At 38.2% G+C, this 25,590-nt stretch carries 19 protein-coding genes; 13 read left to right on the top strand and 6 right to left on the bottom strand.

What is annotated here, in order from left to right; translation table 11 throughout:
* Positions 1–12: 12 nt before the first annotated feature.
* Both ubiE and FJR11_RS04595 read right to left on the bottom strand, forming a co-directional pair.
* Positions 13–702, bottom strand: a complete 690-nt coding sequence (gene ubiE, locus FJR11_RS04600; RefSeq protein WP_168502537.1) for a bifunctional demethylmenaquinone methyltransferase/2-methoxy-6-polyprenyl-1,4-benzoquinol methylase UbiE — start codon at positions 700–702, stop codon at positions 13–15.
* A gap of 71 nt (positions 703–773) precedes the next feature.
* Entirely contained in the window at positions 774–1,730 is a 957-nt protein-coding gene (locus FJR11_RS04595; protein ID WP_168502555.1) for a response regulator, read from the bottom strand.
* A 295-nt stretch (positions 1,731–2,025) separates the two neighbouring features.
* On the opposite strand from FJR11_RS04595, the gene FJR11_RS04590 reads away from it, so the two are divergent.
* The 4 genes from FJR11_RS04590 (at position 2,026) to FJR11_RS04575 (ending at position 13,068) form a co-directional block, all read left to right on the top strand.
* Positions 2,026–3,255, top strand: a complete 1,230-nt coding sequence (locus FJR11_RS04590) for an RNA-guided endonuclease TnpB family protein (protein WP_168502536.1) — start codon at positions 2,026–2,028, stop codon at positions 3,253–3,255.
* Positions 3,256–3,323: 68 nt separating this feature from the next.
* On the top strand, positions 3,324–4,409 hold the full coding sequence (locus FJR11_RS04585; RefSeq protein WP_168502535.1) for a RuBisCO accumulation factor 1: 1,086 nt from the start codon (positions 3,324–3,326) through the stop codon (positions 4,407–4,409).
* A 180-nt stretch (positions 4,410–4,589) separates the two neighbouring features.
* Positions 4,590–10,673 carry a PAS domain S-box protein gene (locus tag FJR11_RS04580; RefSeq protein WP_168502534.1) on the top strand — a complete coding sequence of 2,028 codons (6,084 nt, stop codon included), beginning with the start codon at positions 4,590–4,592 and terminating at the stop codon, positions 10,671–10,673.
* Between the two features lie 91 nt (positions 10,674–10,764).
* Positions 10,765–13,068, top strand: coding sequence for an ATP-dependent helicase (locus tag FJR11_RS04575; protein WP_168502533.1), 2,304 nt, complete (start codon positions 10,765–10,767; stop codon positions 13,066–13,068).
* Positions 13,069–13,237: 169 nt separating this feature from the next.
* Here the strand turns inward: FJR11_RS04575 and FJR11_RS04570 are convergent, their stop codons facing one another.
* Both FJR11_RS04570 and FJR11_RS04565 read right to left on the bottom strand, forming a co-directional pair.
* Positions 13,238–14,341, bottom strand: a complete 1,104-nt coding sequence (locus FJR11_RS04570) for a GTP-binding protein (protein WP_168502532.1) — start codon at positions 14,339–14,341, stop codon at positions 13,238–13,240.
* A gap of 73 nt (positions 14,342–14,414) precedes the next feature.
* On the bottom strand, positions 14,415–15,032 hold the full coding sequence (locus tag FJR11_RS04565) for a Uma2 family endonuclease (protein ID WP_168502531.1): 618 nt from the start codon (positions 15,030–15,032) through the stop codon (positions 14,415–14,417).
* Positions 15,033–15,176: 144 nt separating this feature from the next.
* Here FJR11_RS04565 and cysS point away from each other — a divergent pair, with 144 nt between their 5' ends.
* The 8 genes from cysS to FJR11_RS04525 all read left to right on the top strand — a co-directional run bounded on the left by cysS (position 15,177) and on the right by FJR11_RS04525 (position 24,125).
* The gene (cysS, locus tag FJR11_RS04560) at positions 15,177–16,634 is read left to right on the top strand and encodes a cysteine--tRNA ligase (RefSeq protein WP_168502530.1); all 1,458 of its coding nucleotides are present in this window, start codon (positions 15,177–15,179) and stop codon (positions 16,632–16,634) included.
* Positions 16,635–16,905: 271 nt separating this feature from the next.
* Positions 16,906–18,342: a TldD/PmbA family protein gene (locus FJR11_RS04555; protein ID WP_168502529.1), complete on the top strand. Its 1,437-nt coding sequence runs from the start codon at positions 16,906–16,908 to the stop codon at positions 18,340–18,342.
* Positions 18,343–18,435: 93 nt separating this feature from the next.
* Entirely contained in the window at positions 18,436–19,116 is a 681-nt protein-coding gene (locus FJR11_RS04550) for a Uma2 family endonuclease (protein ID WP_168502528.1), read from the top strand.
* A gap of 3 nt (positions 19,117–19,119) precedes the next feature.
* Positions 19,120–20,469, top strand: coding sequence for a TldD/PmbA family protein (locus FJR11_RS04545; RefSeq protein ID WP_168502527.1), 1,350 nt, complete (start codon positions 19,120–19,122; stop codon positions 20,467–20,469).
* 253 nt (positions 20,470–20,722) lie between these two features.
* Positions 20,723–22,135: a glycosyltransferase family 2 protein gene (locus FJR11_RS04540; RefSeq protein ID WP_168502526.1), complete on the top strand. Its 1,413-nt coding sequence runs from the start codon at positions 20,723–20,725 to the stop codon at positions 22,133–22,135.
* A gap of 157 nt (positions 22,136–22,292) precedes the next feature.
* Positions 22,293–22,517: a DUF433 domain-containing protein gene (locus tag FJR11_RS04535; protein WP_168502525.1), complete on the top strand. Its 225-nt coding sequence runs from the start codon at positions 22,293–22,295 to the stop codon at positions 22,515–22,517.
* Between the two features lie 166 nt (positions 22,518–22,683).
* Positions 22,684–23,496 carry a hypothetical protein gene (locus tag FJR11_RS04530; protein ID WP_168502524.1) on the top strand — a complete coding sequence of 271 codons (813 nt, stop codon included), beginning with the start codon at positions 22,684–22,686 and terminating at the stop codon, positions 23,494–23,496.
* Between the two features lie 143 nt (positions 23,497–23,639).
* Positions 23,640–24,125, top strand: coding sequence for an N-acetyltransferase (locus FJR11_RS04525; RefSeq protein WP_168502523.1), 486 nt, complete (start codon positions 23,640–23,642; stop codon positions 24,123–24,125).
* A 72-nt stretch (positions 24,126–24,197) separates the two neighbouring features.
* On the opposite strand, the gene FJR11_RS04520 is transcribed toward FJR11_RS04525, so the two are convergent.
* Both FJR11_RS04520 and FJR11_RS04515 read right to left on the bottom strand, forming a co-directional pair.
* Positions 24,198–24,695 (bottom strand): DUF3368 domain-containing protein, encoded by a 498-nt coding sequence (locus FJR11_RS04520; protein ID WP_168502522.1) that lies wholly within the window; start codon positions 24,693–24,695, stop codon positions 24,198–24,200.
* Positions 24,688–24,942: a UPF0175 family protein gene (locus tag FJR11_RS04515; protein ID WP_027404542.1), complete on the bottom strand. Its 255-nt coding sequence runs from the start codon at positions 24,940–24,942 to the stop codon at positions 24,688–24,690. The genes FJR11_RS04520 and FJR11_RS04515 overlap by 8 nt, the downstream gene beginning before the upstream one ends.
* Before the next feature lie 259 nt (positions 24,943–25,201).
* Here FJR11_RS04515 and FJR11_RS04510 point away from each other — a divergent pair.
* A partial coding sequence (locus FJR11_RS04510; RefSeq protein ID WP_217358208.1) for a hypothetical protein occupies positions 25,202–25,590 on the top strand: 389 nt, incomplete at its 3' end.

Below are 25,590 nucleotides of genomic sequence, written 5' to 3'. Positions count from 1 at the left end.
GGGTAGGAGTTTTTATTTGCTGACTACTAATACTCCCATCATACCGTTAGCAATGGGATAGTGTGTGGCATCCCCAAAACCAGCTTGACTGGCTAACTCTATTTGCTCTCTCCCCGTGGGGAAGCGGTCTAAACTAGGGCTAATATAAGCATATTCTTCCTTTAAGCCTAGGTTAGTGGCTATGGGAACTACAAGATTATCTAAATACCACTGTTGCACAGCCCGCAATTGTTCATTACTGGGACGATGAAAGTCTAAAATTGCGGCTTTTGCTCCTGGTTTGAGAACACGGTGTATTTCTTGCAGACTACGAGGAATATCTTTAACATTTCTTAATCCATAGCCCATAGTGGCTGCATTAAAATAATTATTCTCAAAAGGTAAATTTAATACATCAGCTTCTAGCCAAGTAATAGGCGGTTGGGGATAGTAATTTTTGCAGCGTTCTTGAGCAGTATCTAGCAAATTGGCAGAAAAATCAACTCCATAAACTTGCCCTGTCATCCCTACGTGACGTGCTAATCGAAAAGTTAAATCACCACTACCACAACACAAATCTAACCCAATATCACCAGATTTAGCTGCGCTCCATTTGACTGTCATTTCTTTCCAAATGCGGTGTTGTCCCAAGCTTAACTGATCGTTAAGTTGGTCATATACGGGAGCAATTCGGTTAAATATAGTGCGAACTTCGTTACTCATTTTGTAAGGTAATAGGTAATGGGTAATTGCGAATAGGGAATAGAGAAGGAATTTTCTTCTCTTGACTCCTGCTATTTTTCCTTCAAAGAGCAGCAAGCACTAGCAAGGGCAATCGCTACTAATTCCGCTGATAAATGAATCATGTTGAGTTCATCTTCTCGCAAACTGCATGATTCTTGCCACTGAATTGATAATATCCCTAAAATTTGACTACGATAGCTAATGGGAATTACTAAATGTGCTTTGACGTTATTGTCATCATAGTAATTAACACTATTTAAATTAGAATCTTTAGGTATATTCAGGCAAAGCTGCATTTGCTTAGAAGCGATCGCTTCCTGAGTCAAAGGATCTTGTGCTAACCAATTTTTGATAATACCACTTTCACTGTAAACCCCTTGGGTCTTGATTAGGGTATTATGCTCCATTAGCTGTAAAATGCAGCCATCAGCCGCTAACGTCTCAGCAAAGGCTTGAGCAATAGGTTTCAGGGTATCTTCTAAACCAGATCCGGCTTGAGTTACCTCTACCAAAACAGCCAATAAATCCATGTGGGCATGGGCGCGACGCAATTGCTCCGTGCGTTGCTTAAGCAAATCATAGGTTTCTGCCGCTCTTTGGACTACTCCCTTTAATTCTCCTGGATCCCAAGGCTTAGTGATATATTTATATACCTGTCCAGCGTTAATGGCTTCTACCAAGTCTTCAATATCGGTAAACCCAGTCAAAATTATTCTCACCGTATCGGGAAATTGAGGTACAGTACGACTAAGAAATTCTGTCCCTTTCATTTCCGGCATTCGTTGATCGGAGATAATAACTGCTACTTCCCCCTCTTCTTCCAATAGTTGTAAAGCGGTAACTCCACTATCAGCCTTTAGCACCTGAAAATCACGGCGAAAGGTACGATACAGTAGATCCAGATTATCTGGTTCATCATCCACAACTAGGATTTTGAGTTTTTTGGGACGTTCAAGAGTCATCGGTTGACGGCGGTTTTTTTCAGGTTCGAGATTCGGATTATCCATAAAGATAGACATTGGAGGTTTCTATTTTGTTATATTTTGTACCTATATCACGTTAAGAATAGCACTGAAAAACCAAGTAAGGTATAAACATCTTTGATACAGGAATTTTAGAACCATTATTATAAGGAGAATGCCGAAAACCCTTGAAGGCGTGTCCGACTCAGGAGGACACACCTGTGCTTCAGCCAAGGGATGAAGGCTAGTTACAGGATTTATCCTGCACTGACATTTTGTATATATTGTATAATAAATGCAGGTTGAAACCAAATCAAATTGATTGTTCAAAGTTAAATCAATGCTAGTCCTAGAATACAAAGTTAAAGGTAAACAAAATCAATATAACGCCATAGACGATGCAATTCGTACCACCCAATTCATTCGCAACAAAGCGATCAGATATTGGATGGATGCCCCGCGGGAACTCAAAATTGACAAGTTTGCTCTTAATAAGTATTCAACAGAACTCCGCTCAGACTTTACCTTTGCTGCTGAATTAAACTCAATGGCAGTACAATCAGCCGCAGAACGGGGATGGTCTGCTATATCAAGGTTTTACGACAACACTTCGGCAAGGCTCAGTGACCACTGTAAATCTAAAAAGTCTGGAAAGAAAGGATATCCACGGTTTCAAAAAGATTGCCGTTCTGTTGAATATAAAACATCAGGATGGAAATTACACAAAACTAAGCGACGGATTACTTTTACTGATAAAAAAGGGATTGGTGAACTCAAATTATTAGGTAAATGGGATATTCAATCCTACGAACTTAAAGATATTAAACGAGTGCGTTTAATCCGTCGTGCTGATGGATATTATGCACAGTTTTGTATTGGTATTGATGTTGTAGATATTCAACTAAAAACAGGTAATGAAATCGGGTTGGATGTTGGTATTGAGTCGTTTTACACCGATTCTAATGGACATCATGAACCTAACCCTAAGTTTTTGAGAAAGGCTGAAAAATCAATCAAGCATTCTCAAAGACGGATTTACAAAAAAGTCAAAGGTTCTAGTGGTAGGAAAAAAGCTAGAAAACTTTACGCTAAAAAACACTTAAAAGTAAGTAGGCAACGGATTGAACACGCTAAGAAACTAGCGCGTAACGTATGCAAGTCTAACGACTTAGTGGCCTATGAAGATTTACGTGTTTCAAACATGGTAAAAAATCATTGTCTAGCAAAATCAATTAGTGATGCTAGTTGGTATTTGTTCCGGCAATGGATTGAATATTTTGCTGTTAAATTTGACAAAATTACTATAGCTGTAGCACCACATTATACTTCTCAAAAGTGTTCTAGCTGTGGCGTAATTGTCAAAAAATCTCTATCAACTCGCACCCATAAATGTAGTTGTGGATTGCATCTTCATAGAGATACAAACGCCGCAGTTAATATTCTTCATCTAGCAAAAAATAGGGGAGGGCATCCCCAAATTAACGCTACAGGAGTTGAAACCCCTACTTTGCTTGGTGTGAGCCTGGTTGAGCAAGTTTTGACGGTGAATGTAGAATCCCCGTGTCTTTAGATCGGGGAGTGTCAAATTTCTTCACACCTATCAGACAGTATTAACGAAAAAACCCTTAATTTTTGATTATGACTGAAACACAGCCTAACCTCCAAAATCCTGAACAGGATACAGCACAGACAGCAACAGAAATATTAGTCAAGCTGAGACAAAAACAGGGTAACTGGGTGGAATGGGGACAATCGATCGCCTACCTGCAAAAAAACGGTTACAACCCCCAAGAAATTTTTGAAGCCACTGGATTTGAGCCGATTCAACAAAATCAGGTCATTGTTGGCTCTCAGGTTTACAATTCCATGGAAAAATGTGGCTCATCGCCAGAAACATTAGCATATTACAATACTAAAAGTAGTGATGTGTTATATGAATTACGTGGATTGACTCAAGAAGACCGTGCTACCACTGCCGACTTAACCTGTCAATACAAGCTTGATGCAGATGTAGTCAGGGATATAGCCAAAGCAGTCAAAGATTATTCTTGGTTTCCTAATTTACCAGAAGGTTTCAGTAAACATCCAGGAGATGCCATCGCCTATCAATCATGGAAATATGCGAAACAAAAATCTGACTTATCCGAGCGATCGCGCTTAATAGCCAAAGGTTTACGGTTTGTCCATTCGGAAACAGCTAGAAAACAACTAGAACAGCTATTAATGGATTTTAGCGTTGCTCCCAAACTAGCTCCGCCCATTCTGCCATTTTATCGGCTGGAAATTGATGAAGACTTACCCCGAATTTTACCAGTCGTAGGTGAATTGCCATTAACAGCAGAAGTATTAAAAGCCGTACCATTTATTACGGAAATTCAACCATTTCGCATTGTTAAATTTACCGGAGAACAAGCTTGGGTAGCCTTACCAGGCTGGAAAGTGCTACTCAATGCCGAAGATCCTGTAGTCGTCATTGGTAATAGCGATATTTTCCCTAACCCCCATCAAAATAAAATTGAACCGATTATGATTGTCATAGATCGCGCTCAAAGAGAATGGGATATTTCCAACTACTTTGTGTTTGAGAATGGCAATAGTATTGACTTTCAATGGTTTGAAACTGCACCAAACATTCCCCTATTAGGAAAAATGATTGTCTTAGTTCGTCCTAAGAAAGTATTGGATGAAGAATATACCAAAGATGTTTGGCAGATTGACGAGTAATATAGCAGGATTGAGAATTGAGGACAAAAAAACTTTTCAACAAGCCTAAATAGCCCAGTGTGATGTGAGACATACCCTCTGGTTCTTTTCTGTGCTAAACCTAGAGTGATAAGTGTTGGCGTGTTTGATGGTTAAACACGCTCGTCCTGATTTAGCTTTATCCCATGTTCTAATCTAGTCATGACTAACATCCCTAGTCTAATTTCTACCAAGCCAGGTAAATTATCGACAACTATTTTAATAGTGGACGATTCTGAGACAGATCGCGCCACTTATTGCCGATATCTTAACTCTGACTTAACCAACAGTTATCATATTTTAGAAGCTGAAACTATCAAGGAAGCTCTTTCGCTTTGGCAATGTCAAGATTTTGATGTGGTATTGCTAGATTTGAATTTGCCTGATGGGGATGGTTGGGAATTACTAGATGCTATGGGTAAAGACCATGGAGAAACCAAAACCAAACTACCTGTGATCATGCTAACAGAGGTAGGGGATGAAGGGATTGCCGTCCAGTCCATGAAAAAAGGGGCAATGGATTATTTAGTCAAAAAAGATATTACTAGCATTGCCTTATCCCAAAGTATTTATAGTTTACTTGATATCATTCAACAGGCAGAACGCTATGAAAACCTGCAAACATTCAATGCTCGTTTAGAACAAAAAGTAGAAGAACGTACCAGGGAATTAATAGCTAAAGAGCATAAATTCCAAGCAATTTTTGATAATACCTTTCAATTTACGGGACTGCTGACAACTGAGGGAATTTTAGTAGAGGCCAATCAGACAGCTTTAAGTTTTGGCGGCATCCAACTAGAAGATGTTATCAATCGCCCATTTTGGGAAACATATTGGTGGACAATTTCTCAGACAACCCAGGACAAATTAAAGCAAGCGATCGCCAGTGCAGCCCAAGGAGAGTTTATCCGCTACGAAGTAGATGTATTGGGTGCTGGGGGTCAGATAGCCACTATAGACTTTTCACTCCGTCCCCTCAAGAATGAATTAGGGCAAGTGCTAATGTTGATTGCTGAGGGACGAGATATTACTGAGAAAAAGCACCTTGAAGGTCAACGCAAACAAGCCGCAGAAGCCCTTCAATCCTCAGAAGCTGAATTGCGTGGACTATTCAATGCAATGGTTGATGTCATTCTGGTACTAGATCAACAAGGACGTTATCTCAAAATTGCTCCCACCAAAACCGATAACTTTTACCGACCTTCTGAAGAGGTACTTGGTAAAACAGTTCATCAAGTTTTACCCACGCATCTAGCGGATATGTATGTGAGTATTATTCAGAAAACTCTAGCGACACAACAAACCTCAGATTGCGAATACAAATTACAGATTAACAACCGAATAGTTTGGTTTAATGCCAAAGTCTCCCCAATTTCACCAGAAACTGTAATTTGGGTTGCACGAGATATCAGTGAAGCAAAGCGCAACGAAATTATTCACCAACAGGCACTTCAGGCGCTTCAGGAAAACCAAATTCTCTTGCGAATGGTCATGGATAGCCTACCCATAGCTATCTTTTGGAAAGACCGCAACAGCAATTATTTAGGCTGCAACAAGCAGCTAATTTTAGATGCTGGGCTATGCTCTATTGAAGAAATCATTGGCAAGACAGATTTTGATATGCCCTGGAGAGAACAAGCACCACTGTATCAAGCAGGTGATCGCATGGTCATTGAATCTGGTCAGCCTCAGTTCAATATGGAAGAACCCTTTACAAAAACTGGGAATGTGCATAGATGGTTAAGCACGAACAAAATCCCGCTGCTCTCCCCTAAACAGGAGATTATTGGCGTTCTGTGCAGTTATGAAGATATTACAGAACAGAAAAAGATAGCGAGGGAATTAAAGGCAAGTGAACAACGCTATGCAACTCTAGCAGCATCAGCCCCCGTGGGTATTTATCGCGCCGATGCCGCCGGAAATTGTTTGTATGTCAATAATCAATGGTGTGAGAATACTGGCTTGACACCGCAAGCAGCCGCAGCAGGGGGTTGGAAAAAAAGCTTACACCCAGAAGATCGAGATATAGTCGAGGCTCAATGGGATCACTTTGTCCAAACAGGTGAAACTTTTAGTTTAGAATATCGCTTTGTGCGACCGGATGGGGTGGAAACTTGGGTATTTGGGCAAGCTGTTCCCGAACAAGACTCCGAAGGAATGGTAACAGGATATGTGGGGACAATTACTAACATTACTGAGCGCAAAGTAACGGAACAAGAGCGCGATCGCCTCCTGCAACTTTTAGAAACACAAAATCAGACTTTAGAAGCTCAAGTCAGCCAAAGGATTGCAGAACTGCAAAAAAGCCAAGAACGCTTTCGTAATCTTGTGGAAACTTCTAGTGATTGGATTTGGGAAGTGAATGAGTCGGGTATTTATACCTATGTTAGTCCGCAAATCATGAATATTTTGGGATATTCCCCAGCAGAAGTTTTGGGTAAAAGTCCCTTTGAATTCATGCCCCCAGCAGAAGCTGAAAGAGTATTGAAGGAGTTTAGCAAATTTGCCTCAGTTCAAGCCCCCTTTCAATGCTTAGAAAATACTAACTGCCATAAAGATGGCAAACTGATTAGTTTAGAAACTAGTGCAGTTCCCATTTTTGATCAAGATAGACAATTTCGCGGCTATCGGGGCATAGATCGAGATATCACTGCCCGCAAACAGACAGAAGTAGATTTACACGAAAATGAAGCCCGATTTCAGCGGATTGCCGCTAATCTTCCGGGGGTAATGTATCAATATCTTCTCCATCCCGATGGATATTCTGAATTTGTATATATCAGCGATCACAGTCAAGAACTCTATGAACTAGAACCAGCCAGCATTATCGGAGATGCCAATACTCTATTTAAGTTAGTACACCGAGAGGATATCTCGTCCATGTATGAGTCAATTGCCCATTCAGCCCACACTTTAGAGGAATGGTCATGGGAGGGGAGAGTGATTACCCCATCTGGTCGGTTGAAATGGATAGAGGGTATTTCTCAACCGCAAAAACAAGCAAACGGCGCTATTTTATGGGATGGATTAATTCTTGATATTAGCGAACGTAAACAGATCGAAATTGCCCTGCGTGACAGTGAAGAATTTAACCGCAGCATCTTTGAAAATAACGCCGACTGTCTGAAAGTTTTAGACCTTGATGGCAACATTATCTCGATCAACCAAGGAGGACAGGTTTTGATGGAAATTGATGACCTTTCCCTGGTGATTGGCGAACAATGGGTGCAATTTTGGAGAGAAACTGATCAATTAGCAGCAATTCAGGCGATAGAAGCCGCAAAAATCGGAAAGATTAGTCGTTTTCAAGGATTTTGCCCAACGGCTAAGGGTATTCCCAAATGGTGGGATGTCTTGGTTGCTCCTGTGCCTGACTTAGCAGGAAATATAATTCGTTTAATTGCTACCTCCCGTGATATCACTGCCAATAAAGAGGCAGATAAACAACTCCGTAATCTCTCAGACCGATTGAATTTAGCGATCAAGTCTGGTCAAATTGGTATTTGGGACTGGGATATTGTTAATGATCATCTGGTCTGGGATGACCGGATGTATGAACTCTATGGGGTCAACCCCTCAGATTTTCCAGGTGCTTACCAAGCATGGGAAGCAGGTTTGCATCCTGATGATGTTCTGCCTGCTCGTACCGCTATTGAGCAAGCCATTGCCGGAGAAACAGACTTCGAGCCTGAATACAGAATTGTCTGGCCTGATGGGACTATCAAATTTATTAAAGCTTATGCGATTGTCCAGCGAGACCAGCTAGGAAAAGCGCAACGGATGATCGGCATTAACTTTGATATTACCGAGCGCAAACAATCAGAAGCCAAGTTACAGGCAGCAGAAATACAACTCCGCAACCTTTCAGATCGCCTCAAATTAGCAGTAAAATCGGCAAAGATTGGCATTTGGGACTTAGACTTAATTAATGATTCCCTGGTATGGGATGAGAGAATGTATCAAATCTTCGGTGTCTCCTCCATCAGTTTTGACCCCAGTGAGACAGGGAGGGAAAAATTTGAACAACTGGTATATGCCGATGACAGGGTTACTATCCGCGAAACTATCCAACAAGTTATTGCTGATCACCAAGAACTAGATACGGAGTTCAGAATTGTTTTACCTAATGGGACAATTCGCATCATCAAAGCCAATGCACTGGTTGAATACAATTCCCAAGGACAAGCCCAACGGATGATCGGTATTAATTACGACATCACCAATCGCCGCCGGGAAGAACTGGAAAATCAACGCCTCAAGGAACGCCTAGAATTTGTTCTCTCTGCCAGTCCAGCCATTATCTACACCTGTGAAGCCTCTGGAAACTATAGAACTACCTTTATCGGCAAGAATGTCCAGAATATTTTAGGCTATACAGTAAAAGCATGGTTAACAGAACCGAATTTCTGGGTGAATCATATCCACCCAGACGACTTACCCCAGGTTTTTGCCCACCTATCCCATCTCGAAGCACAGGAAGATTACCTACATCAATATCGCTTCCTGCATCAAGATGGTAATTACCGTTGGCTAGAGGATGAATTCCGCCTAGTCCGGGATAAAATGGGCGTAATTACCGAAATTATCGGTTACATTGTGGATATTAGCGAACAGCAAGCTGCACTCCGGGAACGGGAACTGGTAGAAGCTGAAATCCTCCGCAGTCGAGATTTGCGCGAGGCAATTTTTAATGAATCGGCTGATGCCTTGTTCTTAGTTGATATAGAAACAGTCAAAACTCTAGACTGTAACCAACGGGCAGTGGAGATGTTTGCAGCTATGGATAAACATGACCTGATTGGGATTGAAGGACATAATTTACAAAAGCAGCAGTTTACCCCCGAAGAACTAACAGCCATTAATAATGATATGGAAAGCCAAGGGGTTTGGAGTCGGGAACTTGAATACAAGACCTTTAAGGATCAATTATTTTGGGGCAACCTAGCAGCCAAGCAAATTACTGTCGCAGGTCAGAAGATGAATTTAGTCCGCGTTACAGATATTAGCCAACGCAAAATGGCAGAAACTCAACTTCAAGAAACAAATAAACAACTTGCTGCTTCTAATCAAGAACTTGCCCGCGCTACCCGTCTTAAAGATGAGTTTCTGGCGAATATGAGTCATGAACTTCGCACTCCCCTAAATGCCATTCTCGGCATTTCTGAAGGGTTACAAGATGAGGTCTTTGGTGTGATCAATGAGCGACAACGTCAGGGTTTACAAACCATTGAGCGCAGCGGCACTCATTTGTTAGCATTAATTAACGACATTCTGGATTTATCGAAAATTGAAGCGGGGCAAGTGGAATTAGAATATTCTCAAATAGCTATTAGTCAACTTTGCCAATCCAGTCTATCCTTTATTAAACAGCAAGCTTTCCAAAAACAGATTCAGCTTGATGTGAAGATTCAAGCTAATTTACCAGATTTGCTCATAGATGAACGGCGGATTCGCCAAGTTTTAATTAACTTACTCAATAATGCTGTGAAATTTACCCTAGAAGGAGGGTCTATTACCTTAACAGTCACAGGGGAGAAATATTCCCCAGGATCAAAAATTACACATCTGCAAGACTTTATTAGAATTGCCGTAACTGATACAGGTATTGGGATTGCCCCAGAAAATCTCCATAAACTATTCCAACCATTTGTACAAATTGATAGTTCCTTAAATCGTAAATATAATGGTACTGGTTTGGGATTGTCTTTGGTGAAAAGGATTGTGGAAATGCACGGTGGTAAAGTAGATGTCAGGAGTGAAATCGGTGTGGGCAGTTGTTTTATCGTTGATTTACCCTATGCGAATATGCCTGCTTCCTCCTCTGAATCTATAAATCAAGTACAACCTGATTTAGTCTCTATTCCTGACGAAATAGCCCAGAAATCCCCGCTGATCTTGCTGGCAGAAGATAATGAAGGCAATGTCCTCACTATCTCTAGTTATTTAGAAGCTAAAGGATACCGCATGATTTGGGCAAAAACTGGTCAGGAAGCCATTGAACTTGCCAAATCTCACTTTCCTGACTTAATTTTAATGGATATTCAAATGCCAGAAATGGATGGTTTAGAGGCAATGAAACAGATTCGATTAAACCCAGATTTATTAACTCTGCCCATTATTGCTTTAACAGCTTTAGCTATGCCCGGTGATCAAGAAAAATGTTTAGCCGCAGGGGCAAATCACTATCTCTCAAAACCTCTGAGACTTAAGGAATTAACAACCATTATTCAACAGCTTTTAGATTAGATAAATGATTTAAAAATGGGGAATATAGAAGAGTAAAATTGGATAAAGAGTTGAGATTTTTTTAAATTATTGCATTTTTAATTTTTCATTTATGTCAGATTCTCACATTACTAATGAAGTATTGCCACCATCACCTCTTACCAAATTAAACGAAAATATTGCTGAGATTCGCGCCCAATTGCGCCCAGGACAAACAGAAATGGCTGATTGGCAAGCGGGTCCATTAGCCGTGTCTGCCGTGCCTGGGGCGGGAAAATCTACGGGAATGGCAGCAGCAGCGGCGATCGCTATTGCTCGTCAATATGAGGATTATCTAAATACAGGTAATAAGGAATATAAACAGTTAATAGTTGTAACTTTTACCCGTTCTGCTACTGCTAATATTAAATATAAAATTCGGGAAAATTTAAAAAAATTATCTTTACCGCAAACGGGATTTGCTGTTTATACCTTGCATGGGTTAGCCTTAATTATTGCTAGTCGTCATCCCAATTTATCAGGATTACAGTTAGAAAATACGGCTTTAATTACACCGAATCAAAGTCATAGATTTATCCGCATAGCTGTAGAACAATGGATTGCTAATTATCCGGAAATTTATCTGCGGTTACTTGCAGGACAGCAATTTGATGGAGAAGAAACTGAAAAATTACGTCGTCAGTCGGTGCTACGTACAGAAATATTACCAGATTTAGCTTATACCGTTATTCATGAAGCAAAAAGTTCGGGAATATTGCCAAAAGATTTATTAAATTGGAGTGAACAAACTTCAGATAAATATGGGATTTTAAGAATTGCAGCCGGATTATATGAACAATATCAAAAAATCATGCAGTTGCAGGATTTTATTGATTATGATGATATGATTTTAGCAGCTTTGAAAGTTTTGGAAAATCCCAGTACCTGCCGCATTGAACAAAATAAGATTTTAGCTGTTTTTGAAGATGAAGCTCAAGATTCTAGTCCATTACAAACAAAGTTATTAGAAATATTAGCTAGTCAAGAATTTGGGGACAATTTAGATAAATCAGCTTTGAATTTAATTAGAGTTGGTGATCCTAATCAAGCGATTAATTCTACTTTTACCCCCGCAGATCCTGTTTATTTTCGGGAATTTTGCCAAGATTGTCAAAGTCAAAAAAGACTAGCTCAAATGGCTCAAGCTGGACGGAGTACACAAATAATTATTGATGCTGCTAACTTTGCTTTAGCATGGGTAAATAATCAGGATTTTGCCAAAACTAACAATAAACAAACACCATTTCAAGATCAGCAAATTCAACCAGTTCATCAACCAGAAGGAAATCCTGAACCTACAGGAAAAGGATTAGAACTTTATACCCCTAGTGATATTCATCATACAGTTGAATTACTTTCCCAAAGAGTAATTGAGTTATTTACAGAAAATTCTCAAGCTAGTGCAGCAATATTAGTTAGAGAAAATCGTCAAGGACGATGGTTAGCTGCTGCTTTAGCACCAATATGTAAAGAACATAAAATTAAACTTTATGATGTGGGAGAAAAAGAACGCCGTTCTCATGTTCCTCAAGAAATTTTATCACTATTACAATTTTGTGAACGTCCCCATTCTCCCGATTATCTCAAAGCTACTTTAGAGGTTTTTGTCGAACGTCAATTAATTCCTACCCAAGATATTAATACTCTTGCTAGTTTACCGGAAGAATTTTTATATCCCAGTCCTTTAACCACAACCCAAACAGAAATAGTTGCCAAAGCGGCTCATTTTTGTCGGAGTTTACTGCGGGCTTATTTAGAATTACCTTTTTATCAAATAATTTCCTTTTTTGCCTTAACATTAAAATATGATCAGGCAGAATTAGCCACTGCGGATAAACTTGCAGAACGGGTAAATCAACAAATTTTTGGTAATAGTTCTATGGGGGCAATGATATCAGCTTTAAGTGAAATTGTCAGTTCCGAAAGATTTGAATCAGTCGAACCAGAAGATGTGGAAAAACAATATACTAAAGCAGGGCAATTAACAATTATTACCATGCACAAAGCCAAAGGGCTAGACTGGGATTATGTATTTTTGCCCTTTCTCCATGAGAATTTAATTCCTGGTAGATTTTGGATTCCACCCCAAGGACAATTTTTAGGTGATTTTACTTTATCAGAAGTTGCCCGCGCTCAAATTCGTGCCGGACTTCACAAAAAACCCATACCTGATCTTAATCAAGCTTGGGAAGCATCCAAATACCTAAAAATCGCTGAAGAATATCGGTTACTTTATGTTGCCATGACTAGGGCAAAAAAACTTTTATGGATGTCTGCGGCTCAAAAAGCCCCTTTTACTTGGAGTAAACCAGATAACTTACAAACATCAGCCCCTTGTCCCGTTTTTGCAGCTTTAAAACGCCAGTTTTCTGCATAAAAGAAAAAGGGCGTTGGTGAATTAAGGTATGAAATTCCTAAATTGAACCTTTAAAACTCTTACCTTTGCGCCTTTGCGCCTTTGCGTGAGACTAAAATTCATACCCTTAATCAGCAACGCCAGAAAAAGATACGCTAAGAAAAGCGCACCTTTTTAAAATTACTACTTTCTACTTCCCAAATCCTTTACCTCTACTAATAGAAGGAAGACAAATACAGTTTTCTAACTGCTGGAGTAAGGTTTCGGTATCGAGATTTTGACCAATTAATACTAACTGATTTTTCTTTTCACCTTTCCATTGATCATCATCAATAGTGAAGCGTTTACCGCAAAGATGGAAAATATGACGTTGGGGACTTTCATCAAACCACATAATTCCCTTAGCACGAAAGACGTTTGTGGGTAATTGATTATCTAAGAAATGTTGAAACTTTCTAATAGAAAAAGGTTTTTCACTTTGGAAAGAAATAGAGATAAAACCATCATTTTCTAAGTGGTCAGAATGATGATGATGTTCATGATCATGGTGGTCATGGCCGCAGGTAGAATGATCATGATCATCATGATGTTCATGTCCACAATCATCATGATCATGATGTTCTTCTACATGATCATCAAAATATTTATCAGATTCAAACAAACCAACACTAAGAATTAAAGGAAGAGGAACTTGAGATTTTGTCGTCCGAATAATTCTTGAACCTTCCTTAATATTGTTGATTTTTTTCTCCAATTCCTGCAAAGTTGGTTCATCAACTAAATCAGTTTTATTGAGAATAATGACATCACCATAAGTAATTTGACTCAACGCAGCTTCAGAATTGAATAAATCCAAGCTATAATTTGCCGCATCAACTACAGTAATAATAGAATCCAACCGAGTTAAATCTCGCAATTCTGAACCCAGAAATGTCATAGCCACAGGTAAAGGATCTGCTAAACCTGTTGTTTCTACAACTAGATAATCTAGCTTTTCTTCCCTTTCTAAAACTTTGTAAACGGCATCAACTAGGTCATTATTAATGGTACAACAAATACAACCATTACTTAATTCCACCATGTTTTCATCAGTGGAAACAACCAATTCATTATCAATGCCAATTTCGCCAAATTCATTCACTAACACCGCAGTTTTCACACCTTGCTGATTTGTGAGAATATGATTGAGCAAAGTCGTCTTACCACTACCAAGAAAACCCGTAATAATTGTTACTGGTAAACCTTGTTTGGTCGCTTCCATTGGGTGAGATTCTGTAGTAACTGATGATGTCATAGTCATAAAGTAGGATTTTGGTGTATTCTAAATTTTATCTTAATTTTGGCTACTCGGCATTAGAGTAACATATTTACATACCAGCTTGAAAAATCTGATTAGCGGTGAGGGTAAGTTCTGGGAAAGTTGGTGATACTATAGTTTCATTTTCTCTAAATTGACTAACTCGATATTCTCCATTGATTAAATCATAGATAGAAATAGTTGGTTGTTTGGGATTTCCTATATAGGGAGTTCCACCTAAACCTAAATAATCAACAATCCAATATTCAGGAATACCAATTTCTTCATAATCTTTAACTTTACTCAAATAATCAACACGCCAATTTGTACTCACAACTTCAATAACTAAGGGAATTGATGCACCTTGAGTAACTGTAGCTGATTTTTTCCATAAAGGTTCATTAATTAAATTAGATGGATTGAGTAGTAAAACATCTGGTGCGTAAGCAGATTCATTTTCAGGAGGTTTAACCAACACAGTTTTTGCTATTCCATAGGATAATCCTAACCGTTCTGATTCTGAGTTTATTTTTCTATTCAAAAAAATGATAATCCACTCATGATCGCCTAAAGGTTGATTCATTTCAACAACTACTCCATTATGTAATTCATAATACTTTCCTTCCGGTTTCCATTGGACAAATTCCTCAAAAGTTACTGATTTAGTTTTCGGTAATGCTTGAATCATACTTTACCTCCAGGTATTGACAAAATTACGAAGTATTACTAACAAGAATTATAGCCAATTATTAGCTACCAAAATTTTCATTTACGCCATTGTCATCAACTTGCGTTATCATTGTTTATCGTCAGATTGCCTTATTCCTCTATTATGACCCTATCTATTTACAATACTCTCACCCGTCGTCAAGAACAATTTACCACCGTCGAACCTGGCAAGGTTAAGATGTATTATTGCGGTGTGACAGTTTATGATTACTGCCATTTGGGTCATGCTAGAGCTTGTATTGTTTGGGATGTAGTGCGTCGCTATCTGCAATTTATTGGCTATGATGTGCGTTATATCCAAAATTTTACGGATATTGATGATAAAATTCTCAAACGCGCCAGAGAAGAAGATTCTTCCATGGAAGTTGTCGCAGAAAAATATATTCAAGCATACTTTGAAGATATGTCGCGGTTGGGAATTAAAGAAGCTGATGAATATCCCCGCGCTACACATACAATGAATGGGATTCAAAGATTAATTCACGATTTAGAACATAAAGGTTTTGCTTATCCGTCTCATGGTGATGTGTATTATGCGGTGCAGAATTTTGCTGAATATGGCAAACTTTCGGGACGCAAATTAGAAGATATGCAAGCCGGTGCGAGTGAACGCGTAAACGTCGAAGACGCAGAATATAAAAAGAAGCGATACCCCTTTGATTTTGCCCTGTGGAAGTCTGCAAAACCCGGTGAACCTGCTTGGGAGTCTCCCTGGGGAAAAGGCCGCCCCGGATGGCATATAGAATGCTCGGCGATGGTGCGCGATCGCTTGGGTGATACCATAGACATTCATGCTGGTGGTGCTGACTTAATTTTTCCCCACCATGAAAACGAAATTGCCCAATCTGAAGCCGTTACCGGCAAACCATTAGCCAATTATTGGTTACACAACGGCATGGTCAAAGTAGATGGGGAAAAAATGTCCAAATCCTTGGGTAATTTTATCACCATTCGTCAATTATTAGATCGGGGTGTAGACCCAATGGCCGTGCGTTTATTTGTGATGATGGCACAATATCGCAAACCCATAGATTTTACCGATGATGCCATATTAGCCGCAACAAATGGCTGGCATACTATCAAAGAAGGATTACTTTTCGGTTATCAACATGGTAAAAAATTGGGGACTGGGGACTGGGGACTGGGGACTGGGAATAATCTAATTTCTAATACCTATATCCAGAGATTTAAAGAAGCCGTTAATGATGATTTTAACTTCCCTGGTGGATTAGCAATAATTTTTGAATTAGCCAAAGAACTAAATCGAGAAAGAAACATTATTGTCCATCAAGGAAAAACAGAAACTCCGGGAAATGAATTACTCCAAAAATGGCAAACCCTAATTACATTAACAGAAGTTTTAGGTTTAACCGCTCAACCAGAATCAGAAACTTCTCAACAAGATAGTTTAAGCGATGTTTATATTGAAGATTTAATTCAACAAAGACAAGAAGCAAGAAAAACGAAAAACTTCGCTGAATCTGATCGAATTAGAGATGAACTAAAAGCCCAAGGAATTGAATTAATAGATAGCAAAGAAGGCACACGCTGGCATAGATAATAAATTAAAAATTCCGGCTCTCCTAGACTGACTATGTAAAATTAATACTTAATTTCATCTGAAATCCTTAGATACAAAAGGTTTTAATATAATAAAACAATATTTTTATTAAATCTGTATTTTTGGATTAATAAAATCCTTACCAGGTAAGGACTTTGAGATTTTTTTGTTATTAAATAACCATAACCAATCTGGGAGAGCCAAAATTCCTCTCTGCGCCTCCGCGTCTCTGCGTGCAAAAAAAAATAATTCTCAATTTTTAATTAACACAATGTGGAAACAATTAACAACCGCAATTTCTAATTTAAACATTCCCGCAGATTGGGTAGGAATTAGAGCCGTAAAAACAACTTCAACCCATCATTCCGTGCGTGATGGTTTACCCCAAAGCAATGGTAAATCATTGGATATGGGAGCAATGATAGAAGTCATAGTTGATGGTTGTTTAGGTTATGCAGCCACCAACTCCTTAGATATTTCCAGTTTACAAAATGCTGCGGAAATCGCCTATAAACAAGCATTAGCAGCTAGTAAATGGTGGATATATCCAGTTAGTGAAAATATCCGCCCTCAAGTAGTTGGTGAATATAACTCGCCATTTTTAGAACCATTTAACGCTTTTAGTCCTGGAGAAATCAATGATTTACTAATTCGGATTTGTCAGCAACTCAAAATTAACGATAAAATCATTCAAACTACAGCCACCGTCGGTACAGATCAAAAAGAAACTTGGTTTGTGAGTAGTAACGGTTCAGAAGTATATCAGAATATTCTAACCCTTAGTCATCATTTTGGAGCGATCGCAAAAGATGGTGCAATCGTCCAACAACGCAGCAATAACGGCGCTCATGCAAACTCTTATCAAGGAGGTTGGGAACTGTTCAAACACGATAATTTATGGCATCAAGTTCAAAAAGTTGGTGAACAAGCATTAGAATTATTAACAGCCGAAGAATGTCCAAATACTCGAACTAATTTAGTTTTAGCGCCAGATCAAATGATGCTCCAAATTCATGAAAGTATCGGACATCCTTTAGAAATTGACCGCATTTTAGGAGATGAACGCAACTATGCCGGCGGTAGCTTTGTTACCAAAGATGATTTTGGTAAATTAGAATATGGTTCACCCCTGATGAATATCACCTTTGATCCTACAGTACCAGGTGAATTTGCCAGTTATAGTTTTGATGATACTGGTGCAGCAGCTACCAAAGAATATGTGATTAAAAAAGGCATTTTACAACGCGGTTTAGGCAGTTTAGAAAGTCAAGCCAGAGCAGATTTACCCGGTGTTGCTTGTGCGCGAGCTTGTTCCTGGAATCGTCCCCCCATAGACAGAATGGCTAACTTAAATTTAGAACCAGGAAATGCCACTTTTGACGAAATTATCTCAGGAATAGAACATGGGATTTACATGGAATCTAACCGTTCTTGGTCAATAGATGATCAACGTTATAAATTTCAATTTGGTTGTGAATATGCCAAATTAATTGAAAATGGTAAACTTACCAAAACTCTTCGTAATCCTAATTATCGTGCCACCACACCAGAATTTTGGCATAGTTTAATTAAAGTTGGTAATGATACTAATTGGCAAATATACGGCACACCTTTCTGCGGTAAAGGAGAACCAAATCAAGCCATTTCTGTAGGTCATGGTTCACCCGTTTGTGAATTTGCAAATGTGGAAGTTTTTGGTGGTGGTTGATGAATTATGTTTCGCGCAAAGAGGCAAAGGAGCAAAGGCGCAAAGTTTAATTAATGCTACAATGAACAAGTAACTACTTGATGCCATATCAATATGATCATTGCTCAAGAATTAGAATTGAAGCAAGACATCTCCGCAGATGTAATATTTCCTCCTAGTGATTTATATAGTGATGAACCTCCCGTGGAAACTGAACTACATCTACGACAAATAATTTTACTTTTCAAATGTTTAGAATGGTTATGGAAAGATAGAACAGATTTTTATGCTGCGGGAAATTTGACTATTTACTATAGTCCTAATCAGAAAAAATCACAATTTTTCCGAGGCCCTGATTTTTTTGTTGTCTTGGGAACTGAACGCAAAACCCGTAAAAGTTGGGTAGTTTGGGAAGAAGATGGTAAATATCCTAATTTCATTTTAGAAATTCTTTCACCCAGTACAGCTAACACTGATAGAGAATACAAAAAAGAACTTTATCAAAATACTTTCCGCACACCAGATTATTTTTGGTTTGACCCTTATACATTTGAATTTGCAGGTTTTTATTTGACGAATGGAAAATATCAACCTTTAGAACCCAATGAAAAAGGACATTTATGGAGTGAACAGTTAGGTTTATACTTAGGGATTCATCAAGGATTTTTAAGGTATTTTACTCCAGGAGGAGAGTTAGTTCCTACACCAGAAGAAACCGCAGAAGAGGAAACTAAAAGAGCCGAACGTTTAGCAGCAAAATTGCGAGAATTAAATATTGACCCAGATACAATTTAAAAAATGAAACCAGAAGAATTATCAACGCTAGAAAAAACTTTTAATCAACTTGTGGAAACTCTGCTGATTAAAAAAGCAGAAAATGAACATTTTACTGTGCGACTTAGCAGCGAAAGTAGTCAATTTACCCGCTTTAACTCTGCCAAAGTTAGACAAACTGGTTATGTTCATGATGGTTCGATTCAATTGACCTTGATGGCTAATCAACGCAGTAGTTTTCGTCAGTTTCCCTTTACTGGAAATTGGGATATAGATTGGGAATTAGCATCTACAGCTTTACAAGAATTACGGGATGAATTGCCTTTATTACCAATTGATCCTTATTTAGTAATACCATCAGGAAATAATACCAGTCGAGAAGTGCATATTGGTAAATTACTAACTCCAGAAATATTAGTCCCCAGTATACTCGAAACTGTTGCTAATTTAGATTTTACTGGGATGTATGCGGGGGGGATTGTCATCAGAGGTTATGGTGATTCTAGCGGACAAAAACACTGGTTTGCAACTGATTCCTTTAATTTAGATTATTCCTTATTTATGGCATCAGGACAAGCTGTAAAAGGAACTTTTGCTGGAAGTGAATGGAATGAATCTGCTTATTTAGCAAAAATAAATGATGGGAAGCAGCAACTAGAAATGCTATCTCGTCCAGTTAAAGAATTACCAAAAGGACAATATAAAACCTATTTTGCTCCCGCTGCGGTGGCTGATTTATTAGGTATGCTTTCCTGGGGTGCTATTAGTGAAGCGGATATTCAACAAGGTAATAGTGCTTTGGCTGTTTTATCACGTCAAGAAAAACAACTTTCTCCAAAGTTCACTTTCAAAGAAAATTTTCAAAGTGGTTTAGTTCCCAGATTTAATAATTTAGGAGAAATGGCTGCACCAGAATTAACATTAATTGAAAAAGGCATTTTAATTAATAGCTTAGTTAATTCTCGCACTGCGAAGGAATATAATAAACCTGCTAATGGTGCAAATAGTTCAGAAACATTACGTTCTCCCGAAATTAATCCTGGTAATTTGAATTTTGAGGACATTTTATCAATTTTAGATACAGGGTTATATGTTTCTAATTTACATTATTTGAATTGGAGCGATCGCCCATCTGGCAGAATTACAGGGATGACTCGTTATGCTTGCTTTTGGGTAGAAAATGGCGAAATCATTGCCCCCATTGCTAACCTGCGCTTTGATGAAAGTCTCTATCGCTTTTGGGGAGCAGAAAATCTCCTTGATTTAACCAACTTTCAAGAATTTATTCCCGAAGTTGGAACTTACGAAAATCGGCAATTAGGAGGAAGTTTAGTTCCCGGTATGTTGGTGAAAGATTTCACATATACATTATAAACTTTGAAAAGGGCGACTAGAAGTCGCTGCTACACAATCAAAGTCCACCTGCGTGGACTAATACAACATCATTGATTTGCTAACCTGCGGAGGCAGGTTTTGTCTGTATAGCCGTGATTTCTAATCGCCTTTATAAACTCTATTCCCTTTGGCACTCTTTAGAACTATATTAATTAAGTAGCTAGTAATCTGTTACAGAATCAGTCTGTAATTAAAAGCTACATAAGATAGCTGTTTTTAAATTATATAACCTATGCCAGCGAATTCCTGGCCTGAAAACGATGCTTATGATGGAAGCTCTGATCCTCTTGACTCCATCTTATCTGACCTATCAGTAGATGAGGAATCAGAAGTAAATACAGATTCCGTATTTCTATCACCATCCCGCTTTAAAGGACGTAGAGGCAAAGCTGCTCTAGTTTTAACTATAGTCTGGAGTGGTACTATCACCTTGCATTTAGTTTCTTGGGGTTCAATATTTATCCTGGGACTGACAACAATGCTAGGCATTCATGCCTTGGGGATTATTTTTGCCAAACCCCGTCACCATTCCCAAGAAATAGAGGGAGATTTACCTTTTATTTCTGTCTTAGTTGCCGCTAAAAATGAGGAAGCGGTAATTAGTAGATTAGTTAAAAATCTGTGTAATTTGGAATACGGTAATGGTCAATATGAAGTCTGGATTATTGATGATAATAGTACAGATAATACACCCCAATTACTAGCCCAACTCAAGCAGGAATATCAACAACTAAATGTATTTAGGCGTGATCCTGATGCTAGTGGGGGCAAATCGGGGGCATTAAATCAAGTGTTACCGCTGACAAAGGGAGAGATTATTGCTGTATTTGATGCTGATGCCCAAGTTACACCAGATTTGCTATTACAAATAGTTCCTTTGTTTCAGAAAGAACGGGTAGGGGCGGTACAAATGCGGAAAGCGATCGCCAATGCTAAGGAAAATTTTTGGACTAAGGGACAAATGGCGGAAATGTTGTTGGATATCTGGTTTCAACAACAGCGCACTGCCATTGGTGGGATTGGTGAACTCCGAGGTAATGGTCAATTTGTCCGTCGTCAAGCCTTAGCAAGTTGCGGTGGTTGGAATGAGGAAACTATTACTGATGATTTAGATTTAACTATCCGTTTACATCTAGATAAATGGGATATTGAATGTGTTTTTCATCCTCCCGTCGAAGAAGAAGCAGTCACCAATGCTACAGCCCTTTGGCATCAACGTAACCGTTGGGCAGAAGGTGGTTATCAACGTTATTTAGACTACTGGGATCTCATCCTCAAAAACCGCATGGGGACTAAGAAAACCTGGGATTTGTTGATATTTATGGTAACAATGTATATTTTACCTACCGCAGCAATACCAGATATATTAATGGCGATCGCTCGTCATCGTCCCCCCGTATTAAGTCCTGTAACTGGCTTATCTTTGGGAATGTCAGTAGTAGGAATGTTTGCTGGTTTAAAGCACGTCCGTTCCGATCAACAATTTAAACCATCTACCTATTTAATGGTACTTTTACAAACCCTTCGCGGCAGTTTATATATGTTGCATTGGTTAGTAGTTATGGGTAGCACGACGGCGCGAATGTCTTTCCGACCAAAACGCCTCAAATGGGTGAAAACTGTCCATACAGGTGTTGAGAAATAAGGAAATAAACACCATAAAGTTTGCAGAGTGAAGGATGAATTTTTTTATCCTTCATTTTTTTGTTCTAGCCTAGTTTAGTGATTGCTGTTATTAATAAAGTTGCAGGTTTTACAAACTTGATTTATGCTAAAAATAAGAGTTTATGAAATTAGCTTATATGTCAAATTTACTGGAAAGAATTACAATTAATCCTAAACAATGTGGTGGTCGTCCTTGTATTCGGGGGATGAGAATTAGGGTATCAGATGTATTAGATTTGTTTGCCTCTGGTTTAAGTGCTGAAGAAATTCTAGCGGAAATGCCGGATCTTGAAGCTGATGATCTCAAAGCAGCACTTTTATACGCTTCACGAAAACTCAATCATCCGGTGTTAGTTGCATGATTATCTGGGTTGATGCACATTTATCACCATCTATTGCTACTTAGATTACTCAGACATTCGATTTTCTAGATTAGCCTTTTGTTATTTATCCCAATTTTGGTAGATATGCTTGACTTATGCGTATACTATCTACTAATTTAGATACATTAGTTCAATAAATAGACTTATGAGCATAGTTAATATCACATTTGACTCAAATGTTTTTCCTAAAGTGGTCAATCCAAATCCAGATAAATTCCCAGATGAACAGGCTCTCCCAAGTTTCCAAATAATAAATTCATCTATTAAAAATGGATATGCAAAAGGTTTCTTGGCTGAGACAGTTTTTACTATAGAAGCTATTAAAAAGATAGACAGACATAAATTTTTTAGAGACTATAATCTACCCTATACAGTTACAGAATATATTGAGGGAGACATTAGAGGAATTAGATTGAATATTGATCAAGATAATACTTCGCATCCTGGTAATAAGGCTTATAATCTCCACTTAACATCACAGTTAAATGATGCTTTGGAGTTAGGATTTAAAATTCTACCATGTAAAAGATTCGGTTGGATAGAAAATCCTGACTTACAAAGTGAGTGGTTTATAAAATTAACCCATACAGAAATATCTCTTTATGAAGAAACATTTGGAGAAGTGGTTGATAAAATTAAGAATTGTTGCTGTGGTAGTTACGATTTAGAAGAAATTGGGAAACGCTATACTAGCGGTACGGAACATTGGATAAAAGGATTTAAAAATGCTCCTCCTGAAGAAAATAAAAAAATTGAAAAAGCTTTTGCTGAATGGGCAGATGGTGATGCTATAGCATCTCATATTGCACATAGCAACCAGTATTTTTGTACACGAGATAAAGCTAAAAATGCAGGACAAAAATCAGTCATGTCTGAAAATAATCGTAAGTGGTTAGAACAAGACTACGGCATTAAATTTGTTAGTCCTGAAGATTTGGCACAAATTCTTACAGCATAATGCAAACGCCACAAAGCCTTTATTCAACAAAAAGCATAATTACTCTGTATATTTGTTTAAAATGAATTTTGGCAAAGTTACCAGCACATTTTAAATGAAGCTTAAAATCTGTTGACTCAATTAATAAATATGGATAAACTCAGATGTGTAAAGATACTGAAATCAACGCTTTAGATATGTCATCCCAAGAGGAAAACCCGCAAGGAGAAGTCAGTATTGATGACACTATGGATTGCGTAACATTCGAGTTGGAGGGTGAAAATCTCATATTTAAGAGAATCCCCAACAAATATGGTCAAGAAGGGATGACTTTTGGTCTTTTTCGAGAGGATGGAACTCAACTTGGAGAAAGTTTCTGTAGAGTAGACAGATTTAACAAACGAGCTTGGTACTTGGATACTATATACACTTTAGAAGAGTTTGAACGGCAGGGGTATGGCACGCCACTACTAGAATATACCTGTCAAGCACTCTGGCAAAGAAAGAAAACAGCTATTATTCTCGAGAGACCAGGAGACTCTATTGCTGCTGACGGCTTTAATCGAAAAGAATGGTATGAAAGACATGGGTTTGAGTCTTCACCTGAGCCTTTAACTTTTATGTCCCGCGACTATACTGAAAACGGCTGAGATTTGAACTTTTACAAAATAACAAAAAAGCTAGATGTGTAGGGGTTTAGCACTGCTAAACCCCTACCTATATTAAAATTCCCCAGCTTCTTTAAGTGCGAAATCAATCACTCGTTGACTTAAACGAATATTGTGATTGAGCATTTTTTCAATCGCAGTTTTGATAGATAGAGGATATCCTTCTTTTTTAGCACGTAGCAAAATCCCAATTGAACCCGTAACTGCAAGACCACTTAATCTAGCTATTCTTCTTCCTACCGCTTCATCTATACAGACTGTAGAAATATTTTTATTTAATGCTAATTGAATTACAGAAGCTTCTCCTATATCTAAAGAATTCAGAAGTATAGGAGAAATATTTACAGGAACACTTTGCTTTTTTAGCCAAAAATCTGCTTGAAATTCAGTTACACCCAAACCTGTTGTACCACCAATGAGTATTTCTTGAGAGACTTCAAAGGGAACAAGAACATTTGTATATAAAGACTGTAAAACATTAAATTCCCCCATAGCAGCAACAATAGCAATTAAAGGAGAAGTATTAATAACAATTTCACCGGTGTTAGGCATTTTCTATATCTGATAATAATTCCTCTGCACTTAAATCAATTAATGGCACTCCATAATCATTTAATTTGAGAATAAAAGTTACTCTCTCCACTCCCAGTAACGCCGCAGCCATACCAGAAGAAAGGCGTTTCATTTCATATAGTTTAACTGCCATAGCCCATTTTGCTTCTTGTTCAAACTGTTCTCTGGTTTTACCAACAGCATCAGGTAAAGTTTCTGGATAGTTAATTTTGAGTTGCAAAGACATGATTTATTGTATAGCAAAGGTTGATAAAATTATAACGAAAATAACAATTAACTCAAAGCGTGAAGCGATATCTGGGTTGTGGTGCGATCGCATAATTCATTAAAAGTATAAATTGCTACAATAAAATACCCTCTTCAATCCTTACAACTACTAATCAAATATGCAAAATTAGACAGCGTTGGGAACTTAGAAATATCATATTCAGTCCGATACTGTTATACGCAAAGTCGTAACATCTACCAATAAACGCAAAAAAACTATGTCACACAAGTATTTGTTTAGTTCCTTGTGGAAAAATGCTCTAACAGTTAGCAGTTTCTCACTCCTAGCGGTTGTCTCAATTCCCTCTCAGGTTTTTTCTTTAACAACAGATATAGTAGATATACAAGGGAAAATTGTTAACACAGAAGAGAGAAACAACAACTCATTCACAAATCTCTTAAGTGCAGACAAAACAAACCTTCTTATAGCTAAAAAAGACGATAACAAACGAAATAATCGTAAAGATAAAGATGATGATGATGATGATTACAAAAATAATCGTCGTCGAGACAATGATAATGACAATAATCGTAACAGTGGCTATGGCAGAGAAGAAAATTATCGTTCATCAAAATCCTATCGCAGCAAAGACTGGAATTGCTTATT

It is taken from the genome of Anabaena sp. UHCC 0187 (genome assembly GCF_009712035.1).
Classification (GTDB): Bacteria; Cyanobacteriota; Cyanobacteriia; order Cyanobacteriales; family Nostocaceae; genus Dolichospermum.
Note: the sequence above shows the minus strand (reverse complement) of the source record. Positions and strands in the feature narration are given on the sequence as shown.

Excerpts from the sequence above, each read along its gene's own strand:
- ubiE (WP_168502537.1), bottom strand. The coding sequence starts at position 702 with ATGAGTAACGAAGTTCGCACTATATTTAACCGAATTGCTCCCGTATAT.
- FJR11_RS04595 (WP_168502555.1), bottom strand. The coding sequence starts at position 1,730 with ATGGATAATCCGAATCTCGAACCTGAAAAAAACCGCCGTCAACCGATG.
- FJR11_RS04590 (WP_168502536.1), top strand. The coding sequence starts at position 2,026 with ATGCTAGTCCTAGAATACAAAGTTAAAGGTAAACAAAATCAATATAAC.
- FJR11_RS04585 (WP_168502535.1), top strand. The coding sequence starts at position 3,324 with ATGACTGAAACACAGCCTAACCTCCAAAATCCTGAACAGGATACAGCA.
- FJR11_RS04580 (WP_168502534.1), top strand. The coding sequence starts at position 4,590 with ATGACTAACATCCCTAGTCTAATTTCTACCAAGCCAGGTAAATTATCG.
- FJR11_RS04575 (WP_168502533.1), top strand. The coding sequence starts at position 10,765 with ATGTCAGATTCTCACATTACTAATGAAGTATTGCCACCATCACCTCTT.
- FJR11_RS04570 (WP_168502532.1), bottom strand. The coding sequence starts at position 14,341 with ATGACATCATCAGTTACTACAGAATCTCACCCAATGGAAGCGACCAAA.
- FJR11_RS04565 (WP_168502531.1), bottom strand. The coding sequence starts at position 15,032 with ATGATTCAAGCATTACCGAAAACTAAATCAGTAACTTTTGAGGAATTT.
- cysS (WP_168502530.1), top strand. The coding sequence starts at position 15,177 with ATGACCCTATCTATTTACAATACTCTCACCCGTCGTCAAGAACAATTT.
- FJR11_RS04555 (WP_168502529.1), top strand. The coding sequence starts at position 16,906 with ATGTGGAAACAATTAACAACCGCAATTTCTAATTTAAACATTCCCGCA.
- FJR11_RS04550 (WP_168502528.1), top strand. The coding sequence starts at position 18,436 with ATGATCATTGCTCAAGAATTAGAATTGAAGCAAGACATCTCCGCAGAT.
- FJR11_RS04545 (WP_168502527.1), top strand. The coding sequence starts at position 19,120 with ATGAAACCAGAAGAATTATCAACGCTAGAAAAAACTTTTAATCAACTT.
- FJR11_RS04540 (WP_168502526.1), top strand. The coding sequence starts at position 20,723 with ATGCCAGCGAATTCCTGGCCTGAAAACGATGCTTATGATGGAAGCTCT.
- FJR11_RS04535 (WP_168502525.1), top strand. The coding sequence starts at position 22,293 with ATGTCAAATTTACTGGAAAGAATTACAATTAATCCTAAACAATGTGGT.
- FJR11_RS04530 (WP_168502524.1), top strand. The coding sequence starts at position 22,684 with ATGAGCATAGTTAATATCACATTTGACTCAAATGTTTTTCCTAAAGTG.
- FJR11_RS04525 (WP_168502523.1), top strand. The coding sequence starts at position 23,640 with ATGTGTAAAGATACTGAAATCAACGCTTTAGATATGTCATCCCAAGAG.
- FJR11_RS04520 (WP_168502522.1), bottom strand. The coding sequence starts at position 24,695 with ATGCCTAACACCGGTGAAATTGTTATTAATACTTCTCCTTTAATTGCT.
- FJR11_RS04515 (WP_027404542.1), bottom strand. The coding sequence starts at position 24,942 with ATGTCTTTGCAACTCAAAATTAACTATCCAGAAACTTTACCTGATGCT.